The sequence below is a fragment of the Sphingomonas sp. GW821-FHT09E03 genome, from assembly GCF_059416225.1.
This window is the reverse complement of sequence record NZ_JBWKOS010000009.1, coordinates 35446-48911: the sequence shown is the minus strand read 5'-3', so window position 1 is coordinate 48911 and position 13466 is coordinate 35446. Positions and strand designations below refer to the sequence as shown.

The window sequence follows — 13466 nt, the reverse complement described above, 5'->3', positions numbered from 1 at the left end:
CGCCGGAATCAACGATCATAAGATGATGAGGGGCGGGTGCAGCACAGCGAATCCAGCAGGTCGGCAGAGCGTATCGCGCATGCCTTCGTCGAGGCGCGGCGCACCGGCAGCGCGCTACCGGATTTCCCCGGCGCGATGCCCGCCAACCTCGCCGATGGCTATCAGGTCCAGGATGCGGCACTGGCGATTGCTGGCGGCACCGTCGCCGGCTGGAAGGTCGGCCGGATCAACCCGCCCGAAGACGGCGCCGACCGGCTGACCGGTCCGATCTTCGCCGACCAAGTGGTCTCGGCGGACGACAATGTCGTCGCCATGCCGATCTTCGCCGAGGGCTTCGGCGCAGCCGAGGCTGAGTTCTTGCTCCGCATCGGCACCGCGCCCGATCCTGCGCAGACCAGCTTCACGCTCGACCAGGCGCGCGCGCTGATTGACTCCGTGCATGTCGGCATCGAGATTGCGAGCTCGCCATTCCCCGGCATCAACAGCCACGGCCCGGGCGTCACCGTCGCCGATTTCGGCAACAACAACGGTCTGATCGTCGGCGCCGAGGCGAATGGCTGGCGTGAGGGCGACATCAACCAATGGCCGGTGACGCTGACCATCAATGGCGAGAGCGTCGGTAATGCCACCGCGGCGGCGATGCTCGACGGACCGTTCGGCGCCGCGCGCTATTTGTTCGAGCATATGGCGGGGCGCGGCATCGCCTTGACAGTGGGGCAGTGGATATCGACCGGCGCGGTCACTGGGGTCCATAAGGTAGCCGTCGGGGACGCGGTGGAAGCGACCTTCGATGGCCGGCTCACCGTCAGGTGCACGATCAAGGCCCGCTAGAGGCCGAGGGAGAGGAACACATGGCCACACAGGAATTAAGGGACGCCCTCGCCGCACAGCCGCAGGCGGCCGCGCCCCCGCCACGGATCGGTCGCTATCGCTGGGTGATCTGCAGCCTGCTGTTTGCCGCGACCGCGATCAACTATGTCGATCGGCAGATGATCGGCGTGCTCAAGCCGACCATCTCCGCCGAACTCGGCTGGTCGGAAACGACCTACGCCGATGTCATCTTCTGGTTTCAGGCGGCCTATGCGATCGGCTATCTGAGCTTCGGGCGGATCGTCGATCTGGTCGGCGCGCGGATCGGCTACACCATCGCCTTCGTGATCTGGACGCTCGGCCACACGCTGTGCGGCTTCGTCGGCTCGGCCTTCCAGTTCTCGGTCGCGCGGTTTATCCTCGGCATCGGCGAGAGCGGCAATTTCCCCGCCGGGATCAAAGCGGTGACCGAGTGGTTCCCCGCGAAAGAACGCGCGCTCGCGACCGGCGTGTTCAACGCCGGTGCCAACATCGGCGCGGTGGTGACGCCGCTGATCGTGCCCGCCCTCACCATCGCGTTCGGCTGGCGGATGGCGTTCATCGTCACCGGGGCGGTCAGCCTGCTGTGGCTGGTTGCCTGGATCGCCGTCTACCGCCGCCCGCGCGAGAGCGACCGGGTGTCCCCCGCCGAGCTTGCCCATATCGAGAGCGACCCGGCCGATCCGGTCGAGCCGATCAGCTGGGGCCGGCTGATCCGCTATCGCGAGACCTGGGCCTATGCGCTCGGCAAGTTCCTGATCGATCCCATCTGGTGGCTGTTCCTGTTCTGGACGCCCGATTTTCTTGCCAAGACCTACCACCTCGATCTCAAGAGCTTCGGGCCGCCGCTGGTGGTGATCTACGTGATCTCTGATCTCGGCAGCGTCGCGGGCGGCTGGTCGTCGTCGCGGCTGATGCGGCGCGGGCTGTCCGCCAACGCCGCGCGCAAGATCACCATGCTGGTCTGCGCAATCTTGGTGATGCCGATCTTCACCGCGCAATATATCAGCAGCCTGTGGCTTGCCGTGGCCGTGGTCGGGCTCGCGACCGCGGCGCACCAGGCGTTCTCGGCCAACCTCTACACCTTGCCGTCGGACATGTTCCCGCGCGCGGCAGTGGGATCGGTGATCGGCATCGGCGGCACCGTCGGCGCAATCGGCGGCATGATGATGGCCAAGTTCACCGGCTACATTCTCGAGACCACAGGCAGCTACGCGCCGATCTTTGCGGTGGCGGGCAGCACCTATCTGATCGCGGTGATCATCATCCACCTGCTCAGCCCGCGGCTGACCCGGGTGGATGCCGCCTGACACTCGACCATCACGCCCCAACCGTCGTCCTCCTTCCTGTGCCGCGGCGACGTCGCCGAAGGCCGGGGGAGCTTCAGGAAGAGCCTGCTTGACCTACTCACTCCTCGCGCTCGCCACCGCCCTCGCACTCACCGCGCCCGGCCCCGCCCAGGCGGACCCCGCCGCCGCCCATGACGGTCTGTTGTTCCGCGCCTCCGCCGACAAGAGCCTCACAGCCGATGTCGCGGGCGGCGATCCGGTGCCCAATTTCCGCAGCAACGTTTCGGTGGTGCCGGACGGCGCGATCGGCGGCGCGGCGCGCTGGGAGGACGACGGCTATGTCGCCTGGAAGGCACCAGGCAACATGCTCAGCCAACGCGGCACCCTCGCCTTCTTCTGGCGCGCGCGCCAGCCGGTCGGCGAGGCGCCCTTCGTGATCTTTCGCGCCGGTTTCGCCGATCATTCGAGCTGGGACATGGCGTTCCTGCGCATCGACTGGAACGGCCACGGCTTCGATGCCTTTGTCACAGACGCCAATCTGTCGCGGCTGCGGGTGTCGTGGCGGATGCCCGATTTGCCCGATCCCCGCGCCTGGCATCACATCGCCTTCGGCTGGGACGAGACCCGTGGCGTGCAACTGTTCGTGGATGGCCGCGAAGTCGCCCGTCGCGACCAGCGGGCCGACCTCGACAGCGGGCTCGATCAGTTCGGCATGGCCGGCCGCGTGCTCTCGCCGCATCAGGTGCAGAGCCGCTACAATTTCATGCGTGGCTCCGACCTTGACGAGATCCGCGTCTACGATCGCCTGCTCGCCCCCACGGACATGGCGGCGCTGGCCGACAAGCGCGAGCCTGCCGCTGTACCTGCTGCCGAGTTGCCTGCCGAAGAGGCTGGCCGCCGCGCCGCTTGGCTGCATCGCTACGGCTGGGATCGCGCCGACCCGCCGCTGCTCGATGCGCCCGTCACCCGCATCCGCAAGGTCGAGTTCGCCGACGCCAAGGATCTCAAGGAATGGATGTGGAAGGGCGTCGACGGCATCGCTGAGACGACCTGGCCGGGCGTCTACAACCGCTCGCGGCTGCCGGGCCGCGACGACTATTTCGAGCTGCCCGACTGGAACACCTATGTCGAGGGCGGCAAGCGCTACGACCTGACTATTCCGCCGGGCGAACGCGTCAACCGCGTCGAGCTCCGCGGCGCGGCCTACGGCACGCTGGCTTGGTCCGATGGCACCAGGCCGGTCACGCTCGCGAGCCGGCCCCGCGGTGTCGTGCGCAGCGTCGATCAGTTCGCTGCGCGCACCGGCGGGACGCTGAGCTTCACCAACGTCATGCAGGAACAGCCGATCCAGGAGATCTGGGCCTATGATGTCGCCGCCGGTACCGAGCCGGCGGGCAGCGTCAAGCTCGATTACACCGTGCGCGCCAGTGTCGCGCCGAGCCAGGCCGCACTTGGCCCGCTCAACGCCTTCATCGCCGGCCGTCACCCGCCCGAAGAGCGCAGCACCGTCGTCGCGCTGCCATCGGCCGGGCTCAAGGCCGCGGTCGGCGCGGCGGCAGCCGGCGCCACCGGCAAGGTGGCGCGCGCCGATCATGCCGCGCCGATCGTCCACGTCCTGATCCCCGCAAGCTTCGGCGATGCCGCGCCGGACCAACCGGTCGCCCGTGCCTGGGATTATGGCTGGCAGAACATTCACGACGGCCTCGATGGCATCGCCATCGACCTGCCCGCGCTGACGGTGAAACCCGACGCCCGCGGGCTGATCCCGCTCAACATCCGGGTCAAGGATCCGATCTGGCCGGGCCGCGACATGATCGACATCTCGGTCTCGGTCCGCCTCGGCGAGGGGCGGACGCTGTGGCTCGACCTGCGCGACCGCATCCTCTCGCAGGATAGCCTGTATCTGACGGTCGCCTCGGCAGCCCCCGACTTCGACGCCCGCAGCCTCGATGGCGCCCGCATCCGCCTCGTCTTCAAGCCGCGTGCAGAGGCCGCGAAGGAGCATGTCGCCGACCGCTTCAACCAGGTCCGCGACAATTGGGGATTCCTCGTCGAGGAGCACACCGCCTCAAAGCGGGCGGCGCTCTATGCGCGCCTGTACGCCGACGCGACCGATCTGCTCCGCGTCGATCCCGATCACGTCCAGGGTCGCGCCTATTGGGCCGACATCAACTACCGGCCCGAGAATTTGCCGGCCGTGCCCCAGCCGACGCCGCCACCCGGCGTGCCACTATGGGCGTTCCGCCAGCTCGAGGATCTTAAGCTCACGCGGCGGTTCGTCGACTGGTGGATCGACCATCGCCAGGTGACGTTCGGCGATTTCGGCGGCGGCATCTCCGACGATGTCGATCTCACCCAGCAATGGCCGGGTCTCGCGTTGATGGGCGTCGAACCCGACAAGATCAACGCCTCGCTGCGGGCGCTGTCCGACGCGGTCTACAAGAACGGGATGATCGTCGACGGGCTCGGCTACGTCACCACCGACGAGCTTCACGCCTATGAGGAAGGCCTCAACGTCAACGCCGAGCGGCTCTACCTCAACTGGGGCGAACCGCGCGCGGTCGAGCGGCTGATGGACAACACGCGGGCGCTTACCCGCGTCATCCTGCCCAACCCGGCAGGCCATCTCCACTTCGCCTCGAGCTGGTACGGCGGCCGCAAGATCTATCGTGACGATCCGTGGAGCTGGCAAAAGCCTTATGCCTTCACTGTCCTTCACGGCCCGACGCTGGTCGGCCTCTACAACGGCAATCCGATCGCGCGCCGGCTGGTCACCGGCGTGGTCGACGGCTGGTTGGCGCATGGCAAGCAGGACGCCAAAGGCGCGTGGAGCTTCCCCAATGAGATCAACTGGCGGACCGATGCCGAGCGGGCCGGCGATGGTGGCGGCGCGACCACGCCGATCCAGGTTGCCTGGAGCGCCTGGCATTTCACCGGCGACGGCAAATATCTGCGCCCGCTTGAGGCGCGGGTCGCCAAGGCGGGACCGGCCGCGCTGGCGGAGATCGACGACAATGTGTTCGATCTGCTGCCCGAAGGCCGACAGTGGCGCGTGGCGCTTGGCAAGGGCGGCAATGACGACGCCTTCGCTCGCTACGCCGCCTGGGCGGGCAGCGGCGACACGGCGCCGCTTGCCGAGCTCCATGGCGCCGCGATCGCCGACAAGGCCGCGCACGAATATATGTACACCGACGGCCAGTGGTGGTCGGATCGCGTCGACCAGCCCAACGAGATACTCCAGCGCGAGCGGCTCGGTGCGATCGCGCTGCGCCGCAACCAGCATTGGCCCGCCAACGCTGTCAGCTGGCGGTTCGCCGAGCCGGGCGGCGCCGAGCAGGTCGCGATCCTGGTTCCCGGCGCGACGACCGACAAGATCCGCGTGATCGCCTACAACGTCGGCGATAGTCCGCAGCCGGCGATCCTCTCGACCTGGAACGTCACCGCGGGGCAGTGGCGGGTCTCCACCGCGACCAGCATCGACGAGGGCAAGACGCTGCAGCCGCAGGGCAATCCTGTCACCGCGTCGCTCGAGCGCAGCGTCGGGCTGCCGGTGAGTTTTGCGCCGCACACCACCACCGTGATCGATCTCGCGCTGGTCCAGGCAACCGCGCCGGTCGACCAGCGTGCCGATCTCGGCGTCGGACGCGACGACGTGACGGTGGCCGGCCGCCGCGTCGCAGTCACCGTCCACAGCCTCGGTGCCAAGCCCACCGGCGGTGGCATCGTGCAGTTGGTGGAGGGCACCAGGGTGATCGCCAGCGCGCCGCTGCCATCGCTGGCCGCGCCGCTCGATCTGCTGGCGAAGACGACCAACGTACGGCTCACCATCCCCGCCGGCGCCGACCGCCGGCAGCTGGCGGTACAGGTCGCCCTTCCGGCTGCCGCCCCGGAAGTTACCCTGCTCAACAACCGGGTGCCGCTGCCGTGACGCTGGACCGCCGGGCGCTGCTGACCGGCCTTGGCGCGGCGCTGTGCCTGCCGGCGGAGGCGGCCGGCGCAGCCGACGCGCGCAGTCTGCTCGACGCCGCCGCCGCCGCCCCGCCTGCCGCAGGGTTGCAGATGCTTGAGCGGCTCGATCTGGCGCGGCTTCCGCCGGGGCTGCGGCTCGACGTCGCCAGCGCAAGCGCCGGGCTCGCGATCGATGCCGCGCTGGCGCGAGCGCCTGACGATTACACGTTGCGGCTGCAGCGCTCGTTCGGCACCGGTGTCGACCCCGACCGAGCCGAGCGCCGGCTCGTGCGCGAACTCGATCGGCTCTCGGCCAAGGCAACAGGCCTGTTCGCGCCACTTGGTTTGCCAAGCGGCAGCATCGGCAGCCGCTTCAGCCAGCTCTGGCAGGACGGACGCTGGCTCTACCCGGACAGCGACGCCGGTCGCACTGCCGCCTTGGCCGAGATGACCGCCACGCTCGCGCGTGCCCGCACCGCGTCGCTGCGGGCGTTTCCCGAAGCACCTGCCTTCTGCTTCGACGTCGCCGTGCGCAGCCTCGGCGCGGCCGAGATCGCGGCCGGCAAGGGCGGCTACCGCGAGGTGCCGGCTCGTGCTCGGCCCGGCGCCTATATCGTCGATCTCAAGCAGGTCCGCCGCCGACCCAGTTGGACGCTCGACAGCGTCGTCGCCCATGAACTGCTGCCCGGGCACATGATCCAGCTCGGCATCGAAGCGCTCGAACCGCCACACCCGCTGCGCCTCACTTATGCGGCGGCGTTCGTCGAAGGCTGGGGCATCTATGCCGAACAGCTGGCGGCCAGCTGGGGCCTGTTCACTACCGCCGAGACGATGCTCGGCCATTGTCACTGGCTGCTGTTCCGCGTCGGCCGCGCGCTGGTCGACCTGCGCATCCATCGCCGCGGATGGTCAATCGACCAGGCTCATGCGGCGTTGGTCGACTGGCAAGGCGAGTCCGCCTATTTCGCGCCGTTCGACACAGAGCTTTCCCGGATCGCGCGCGAGCCGGGGTCGCGCGCGGCGGAGGCGCTGGCGTGGCTAGGGATCGCCGACCGCGCCCCGGCATCGCCCCATGCCCGCAGCGCCTATCACCGCGCCGTGCTCGCACATGGCCGCAAGCGGCTTGAGGGGCTGCCGCACGGCTGAACCCGTCACCCGGTCAGAGCATCTCCGGATCGGGAACCATGTCATCGAACGGCAGTAATGGATCGCGAACGCACAACCCTCCGCCACGCGCCGGACCAGGAGACGATCGATGGACTATGTGAAGCTCGGCCGCACCGGCCTCGACGTCTCGCGCCTGTGCCTCGGCTGCATGACCTATGGCGTGCCCGAGCGGGGACCGCATCCCTGGACGCTCGACGAGGAGCGCAGCCGCCCGCTGATCCGCCAGGCGGTCGAGGCCGGGATCAACTTCTTCGACACCGCCAACGTCTATTCGGACGGCACGTCGGAAGAGATCGTCGGCCGCGCACTCAAGGAGTTCACCCGGCGCGACGAGGTGGTGATCGCGACCAAGGTCCACGGCCGCATGCATCCCGGGCCCAATGGCGCCGGGCTCAGCCGCAAGGCGATCCTGCAGGAGATCGACCATTCGCTGCGCCGGCTCGGCACCGATTATGTCGATCTCTACCAGATCCACCGCTTCGACCCCGAGGTGGCGATGGAGGAGACGCTGGAAGCGCTCCATGACGTCGTCAAGGCAGGCAAGGCCCGCTACATCGGCGCGTCCTCGATGTTCGCTTGGCAGTTCGCGACCATGCTCCATGTCGCCGAGGCTAACGGCTGGACGCGGTTTGCGACCATGCAGGATTACGTCAATTTGCTTTACCGCGAGGAGGAGCGCGAGATGCTGCCGCTGTGCGATGCCGAGGGGATCGGCGTGATCCCGTGGAGCCCGCTCGCGCGCGGCCGCCTAACGCGGTCGTGGGACGAAGCCACCGAGCGATCGCAGAGCGACCAGTTCGGCCAGACCCTCTACGCGCATACCGCCGATGCCGACCGCCAGGTGGTCGAGGCGGTCGCCAAGGTCGCCGAGGGTCGCGGCGTTCCGCGGGCGCAGGTTGCGCTCGCCTGGGTGCTCGCCAAGCCCGAGATCAGCGCGCCGATCGTCGGCGCATCAAAGCCCGGACACCTCGACGATGCCATCGCCGCACTCGATCTGGTGCTCAGCGACGACGAGATCGCGACACTGGAAGCGCCGTACGTGCCGCACGCGGTGGTCGGCTTCTCCTGATCAACGACAGCCTAGATCACCAGCTCGGCGGGTTGATGGGGCCGGTCGCGGCTGAGGATATAGACTCCGGCCAGCATCAGGTCGGCCACCCAGATGAAGCCGCCGTTCATGAAGAAATCGGTATTCTGGCCTACCCACAGCATGTTGTACTTGCCATTGGCAAGCCAGAAGCCGTCGAACAGCTCGATCACCGCGCCCTGCAGCAGCAGGATGGCGAGCAGCCGGTGATCGTGGCGGCGCACTGCATACCAGAGCGCAAACAGGATGAAGAGGCCGAACGCCAGGTTGCGGTTGCCGATCATCCGCGCCGGCAACAACGCGCCGAACAGATCGGCGCCCGTCCCCCAGTTGGGAAACGGCCGGAATGCGGCGAGCCAGAAGCCGATACTGTCGAACCACCACCAATAAGCGAACAACAGTTTCATGCCCGCATAGACCAGCGCCACCGCGTAGCAGAGATAGATGAAGTAGCGGTCGAGGAACCGCGCCAGCGACGAGAAGGGCAACGTGGTCTTGGCGGGGCGCGAGAGCGGTGCGGGTTCGTTCTTGCCCCACAACAGCCAGGCCGCCGCCAGCAGCAGCACGACCCAGCACAGATCGGTGACGATCGCCTGGTGCGTCGCTGCGGTGATCCAGCGCTGCTGCTCCCCGATTGTCAGCCACAGCGCATCGAGCAGTTCAATCGTCGCCGCTTCGCAGGCGACCAGCGCGGCGAGACGATAGGCGCGCACGCTGAAGCCGGTGATCAGCGCCGCGAACATCCCGATCGCGGCGCCAAGCGAGCGGGTGCCGAGCCATTTGGAGGGCAGCAGCGCGCCATATTGCGCCGGCCCGCTGCCCCATTCGGGAAACGGCCGGAACAGGACCTGCCAATGCTCGATGCCGTGAAACCAGAATTGCCCGACGAGCAAAGACTTGGACAATACGAACGCGAGCAACACCGCGATATCGGCGATGATGGCGATGGCGGAGTAGCGAAGGCTCATGGCTGACATCCGTTGTGGCCGGAGGAAGGGTTGCTCGCTCGATCAAGGGGCATGGACCTTGACCCAGGCGAGAATGCCGTCGATCAGCTCGGGGGGCGGCTTGAGGATCATCAGGTGAGGCAGATCACCGAGCAGCAGAAAATGCTTCGGGCACGTCAGCCTGTCGAACAAATGCTGCTCATAGGCCGGGGGAAACACCTCGTCGCCGGTCGACGAGATCAGCATCAGCGGCATGGCGATTTGCGCGAAGGGATCGGCTGGCGGACATTTGGCGAGCGTCGAGATCGCACCGAGGCTGTAGGCCAGGGTGGCGAGCGGATCCTTCGCCATCAGCGCCAGCGCACCACCGCCACCACCCGGCAGCTTGAGCTTGTTGAACGGCAGATACCAGTTCACTGGCAGCGACCAGGCGCGCATCGCGGTGAACAGCCAGCACAGCAAGGGCACCAGGAACAACGGCGGCTTGAGGATCGCGATCTGCCGGATGGTGTTGCCGTCCAGCCAGGCGATGTTGTGGCACACCACGGTGGCGATATGAGGATCTCCGGTCGCCGCGACGTACATCGAGACCACGCCGCCCTGGCTGCTGCCGGAGAAGACGACCTTCTTGCCAAAGCGTCGATGCGCGTAGGCCGCCACCTTGCGGCCGTCGGCGATCATCTGCGGAATGGTGAACAGACCGCGCCTGCCGCCGCTGCGGCCATGCCCGCGCGGATCGTAGGCGACGATCGTATAGCCATGGCCGTGAAGATCGACGAGCAATTGCGCGTAGAGCTGCGCGTAGACGGCGGTTCCGGGCATGAAGACGTAGACGGGCGCGTCGGGTTTGCCGCGCAGGATGTACAGCGCCAGGCAGATCCCCCCGCCGACATCCAACCAGTCGCGCTCGAACCCTGCCGGATCCGCGGCAATCCCGAACCGGGCGTAGATCTTGGCGAGATAGGCGGTCAGCGCGCACTCGTAATCGCGTCGTTGCGCCATATACCATTGGCTGAGCGCCAGCCATGCCAGCAGGGCGGCGACCGCCAGGCCGAGGATGATCAGCACCAGCGTCATGTCGCTTCCTCCAATCCGCCGCGGCAGACGATCATCGCCTGAGTGCTCGGCAGCTCGATTGCCCGCTCGGTCCGATCGGCGAGGAAATCGGCAAACGCGCGCTCCACGCCGGGCAGGATCGAGAAATCATGGCTGACGATGATCCCGCCGGGCACCATCCGCGGATAGAAATAGGTCAGCCCCGCCAGCGTGCTGTCGTACAGATCGACATCGAGATGGACGAAGCTGAAGCGAAGGTGATCCAGCCTAGCGGCAGAACCGGGGAAGGTGCCGACGTGGAAGGCGAGATTGTCATGGCCGGCCAGCCGTTGGCGGACCCGATGAAGGCTGGTGCCGAACTGCCCCCTGCGAAACACCGCCTGCTCGCCGGCGCCGGGTTCCGGCAGCCCCGCAAAGGTATCGAACAGATGGAGCGTACGATGCGGCGCCGCGGTGGCGATGATCGTTGCCGAGCTGCCCTCGAACACGCCGAGTTCCGCCATCTCGCCGGCGAGCGCCGCCTGCGCGCGGGCGATGCCGAACAGCGTGAAATGCTCGTTGGCGGTGAGCAGCGACTCTCGCCCACGGCGGCTGCCGCGGATCAACGCCATCACCTCACCCCGCTTGTGACCGCGCATCGCCGCGGTCTCGATCGCCGAGAGCAGCCCGATCGCGGAACGCCGCAGCAGGCGATTGCGGCCAACGATGCGTTGGACGATCGGCTGCTTCATCCACATTGTAGCGGCTCCGCTTGGCGGATGGCGAGCGCCGCAACGGCCCGGCAGGCGGACGGCAGCGCAAGGTCGCGCCATGTCCACAGCGTTCCGCCATATTGCACCGTCCCGGTGGACTGGCGAAGCGGCAGCCGAAAGCGCGCGGTCAGCCCAATCCCGATCGCCTTGGCGACCGCCTCCCGCCGCGTCCAGCGCCGCAGCCGCTCGATCGGATCGCGGTCGTCACCCAGCCCGTCACGATGCAGCACCCGTGGCGCGACACACTCGATGTCGACGCCCAGTTCCGTTCCCCCCACCGCGATCAGGACGAAGCGGTCAGATCGGCTCATGGTGAAGAACAATGGCGGGGTGCCGGACGCGCGCAGCGCGGGCTTGCCACGCGCGCCGATGATCAGCTCGACCGAACGTGCGGGGCAGTTCAGCATGCTGCCCAGCACCTCGCGCAGCCGTCGCTGCGCCTCCTCCTGGCGGGGCGGCATGCCCGTGGTCGAGGAGCCGGGTTCATCGAGCGCGAACAACCAGAGCTCGATGGCGTCTGGTGTCGGGCGCCTGTGATCAACCGCTGCCTCGCCGTCGAGCAGCCTGTCCTCGCCGAGCAGCAGGCGCGTGCGCCATAGCGGCGCAGGCCGGGTAAGGAGCGCGAACCCCATCATGCCGTTTCTCGTCGCGAACCGCCGCGCCCGCGTGGTTCGTCACGTAGTCGCTCGGAATAGCCGGTCAGCACCGCCACCAGCAACGCGACCCCGCTCACCCCGATCGCTATGGGTCGCGCCAGATCAGGCATCGAGACGAGCGAGGCGATGCCGATCAGCGGCATCAGCACCATGGCCGCGCGGCGCAGCGGGGTCGGCACACCCGAACGGAAGGGGCGCGGGTAATCGGGCCGTACCCGCCGGAGCTGCTCCACCGCGCCAAGATAGCAGGCGTAGATCAGGCAGATGATCGCCGAGGCGATCAGCCCGACGATCAGGTAGAGATCGAACGCGGCCAGCGCCAACGACGAGATCGTTGCCAGTCCGCCCAGCAGCAGCACCGCGCCGACCGGCGCGCCGGTGGCGAGGTCCGTTCGACCTACCCAATGTGGCAGGGTCCGCTCGCGGGCCATCGCCTGGAGGAGCTGCGCGCCGCCGAGGATCCCCGCGTTGAAGGTGGAAAAGATCGCTCCGAAGGCGAGCAGCAAGGCAAAGACCAGGCCGATGTTCCCGCCAAGGGTGGCGAACAGCAGCACCTGCGGCGTCGCCGACGCGGCGATCGTCGGCGCAGGGATTGTCGCGCCAAGTCCGGCGACGAATAGGCCATACGTCACGAACAGCGCGCCCAACGCCAGGAGCATCGACACGGGCACGCGCCGCGCATAGGCGTCGCGTGACAGGCCAACGGGCGTGACCCATTCGAATCCGGTGTAGATGAACACCGCCAGCGCCACCGCCCCCGGGAACCGGCTCCACGCCGTGCCGGACGGCGCCGCCAGCAGCGCCGTCTCCCCCTGCCCCACGCCAGCCGCCCCAAAGCCGAACAGCAGCGCCATGGCGGCAAAGGCGGTGACGATCTGCGCTCGTCTAGACAGCGCCAGTCCGCGCAGATTGACCAGCACCACCGCCGACAACAGCAGCAGGATCGTCATCGCCGTCGGCACCTGCGGCACCATGGCGTGCACCGCGACCGCAAAGCTGTAGCTTTCCACCCCCGCGACCAACACCACGAACAAGAGATAGAGGTGGATCAGCACCAGCGCGGTGCGATGACCGAAGGCGGCGCGGAAATAGGTCAGCACGGCGGGCGCCGAGGGCCACATGCTCGCGAGTTCGCCGATCGACAGGGCGATGATCACGCAGATCGCGGCGGCAAGCGCCAGCGCCAGCAACGCAAGCCCGCCGGGCACCAGCGCGAACAGGCCCGAGACCATCGCGAACGCGGCGTTGCTGATCGCCATCCCCGCGCCGACGGCGACATAGAACAGCCACTCGCTGACCCTTGCTGGCCGGCCGGTCATGCTACAGACCCCAGATCACGAGGGCGAGCGCCTCGAGCTTCACCTTGTCGCGCGGATCGGAATAGACCTCGAGCTGGCCGTCGATCAGCGCGGTGGAAGGATTGGTCATGCCTGAGAAGATCTCGATCAGCGTCCGTTCGTCGGCACTCATCGTCACCAGCCGCTCGTCGCCGCCTGGCTCGATACCGCCCTCGCGGACGTCGATCAGCCGCGCATTGGCGACGGTGAGCGTATGCGTCGACCCGCCGTCGGTAGGCTCGACCACCAGACGCCGGTCCCAACCCGCGGTCAGCTTGGCGACACGCGGGTTGTCGTTGAACCGAGCCTGGAAGTCGTACAGCCAATAGGCAAGACTGCGATCGATGATCGTCTGTGCCGTGATCGTCATACTTCCTC

At 67.7% G+C, this 13466-nt stretch carries 11 protein-coding genes; 5 read left to right on the top strand and 6 right to left on the bottom strand.

Going from position 1 to position 13466, the window contains the following annotated elements:
* Positions 1-36 precede the first annotated feature (36 nt).
* From AC07M8_RS15900 to AC07M8_RS15880, 5 genes are all read left to right on the top strand, one after another.
* The gene (locus AC07M8_RS15900) at positions 37-831 is read left to right on the top strand and encodes a 2-keto-4-pentenoate hydratase (protein ID WP_495175297.1); all 795 of its coding nucleotides are present in this window, start codon (positions 37-39) and stop codon (positions 829-831) included.
* A gap of 20 nt (positions 832-851) precedes the next feature.
* Positions 852-2159 (top strand): MFS transporter, encoded by a 1308-nt coding sequence (locus AC07M8_RS15895; RefSeq protein ID WP_495175296.1) that lies wholly within the window; start codon positions 852-854, stop codon positions 2157-2159.
* 88 nt (positions 2160-2247) lie between these two features.
* Positions 2248-6066, top strand: a complete 3819-nt coding sequence (locus AC07M8_RS15890; RefSeq protein ID WP_495175295.1) for a LamG-like jellyroll fold domain-containing protein — start codon at positions 2248-2250, stop codon at positions 6064-6066.
* The gene (locus AC07M8_RS15885) at positions 6063-7232 is read left to right on the top strand and encodes a DUF885 family protein (protein ID WP_495175294.1); all 1170 of its coding nucleotides are present in this window, start codon (positions 6063-6065) and stop codon (positions 7230-7232) included. The genes AC07M8_RS15890 and AC07M8_RS15885 overlap by 4 nt, the downstream gene beginning before the upstream one ends.
* Positions 7233-7341: 109 nt before the next feature.
* Positions 7342-8322 (top strand): aldo/keto reductase, encoded by a 981-nt coding sequence (locus AC07M8_RS15880; RefSeq protein ID WP_495175293.1) that lies wholly within the window; start codon positions 7342-7344, stop codon positions 8320-8322.
* 11 nt (positions 8323-8333) lie between these two features.
* On the opposite strand, the gene AC07M8_RS15875 is transcribed toward AC07M8_RS15880, so the two are convergent.
* From AC07M8_RS15875 to AC07M8_RS15850, 6 genes are read right to left on the bottom strand one after another with little or no spacing between them, the layout of a single operon-like run.
* Entirely contained in the window at positions 8334-9308 is a 975-nt protein-coding gene (locus AC07M8_RS15875) for a hypothetical protein (RefSeq protein ID WP_495175292.1), read from the bottom strand.
* 42 nt (positions 9309-9350) lie between these two features.
* Positions 9351-10364: an alpha/beta hydrolase gene (locus AC07M8_RS15870; RefSeq protein WP_495175291.1), complete on the bottom strand. Its 1014-nt coding sequence runs from the start codon at positions 10362-10364 to the stop codon at positions 9351-9353.
* Positions 10361-11074 (bottom strand): TylF/MycF/NovP-related O-methyltransferase, encoded by a 714-nt coding sequence (locus AC07M8_RS15865; protein WP_495175290.1) that lies wholly within the window; start codon positions 11072-11074, stop codon positions 10361-10363. Before AC07M8_RS15865 ends, AC07M8_RS15870 begins: the two co-directional genes overlap by 4 nt.
* Positions 11071-11730: a 4'-phosphopantetheinyl transferase family protein gene (locus tag AC07M8_RS15860; RefSeq protein ID WP_495175289.1), complete on the bottom strand. Its 660-nt coding sequence runs from the start codon at positions 11728-11730 to the stop codon at positions 11071-11073. Before AC07M8_RS15860 ends, AC07M8_RS15865 begins: the two co-directional genes overlap by 4 nt.
* Positions 11727-13070 carry an APC family permease gene (locus AC07M8_RS15855; protein ID WP_495175288.1) on the bottom strand — a complete coding sequence of 448 codons (1344 nt, stop codon included), beginning with the start codon at positions 13068-13070 and terminating at the stop codon, positions 11727-11729. Before AC07M8_RS15855 ends, AC07M8_RS15860 begins: the two co-directional genes overlap by 4 nt.
* 1 nt (position 13071) lies before the next feature.
* Positions 13072-13458: a hypothetical protein gene (locus AC07M8_RS15850; RefSeq protein WP_495175287.1), complete on the bottom strand. Its 387-nt coding sequence runs from the start codon at positions 13456-13458 to the stop codon at positions 13072-13074.
* Between the last annotated feature and the right edge of the window lie 8 nt (positions 13459-13466).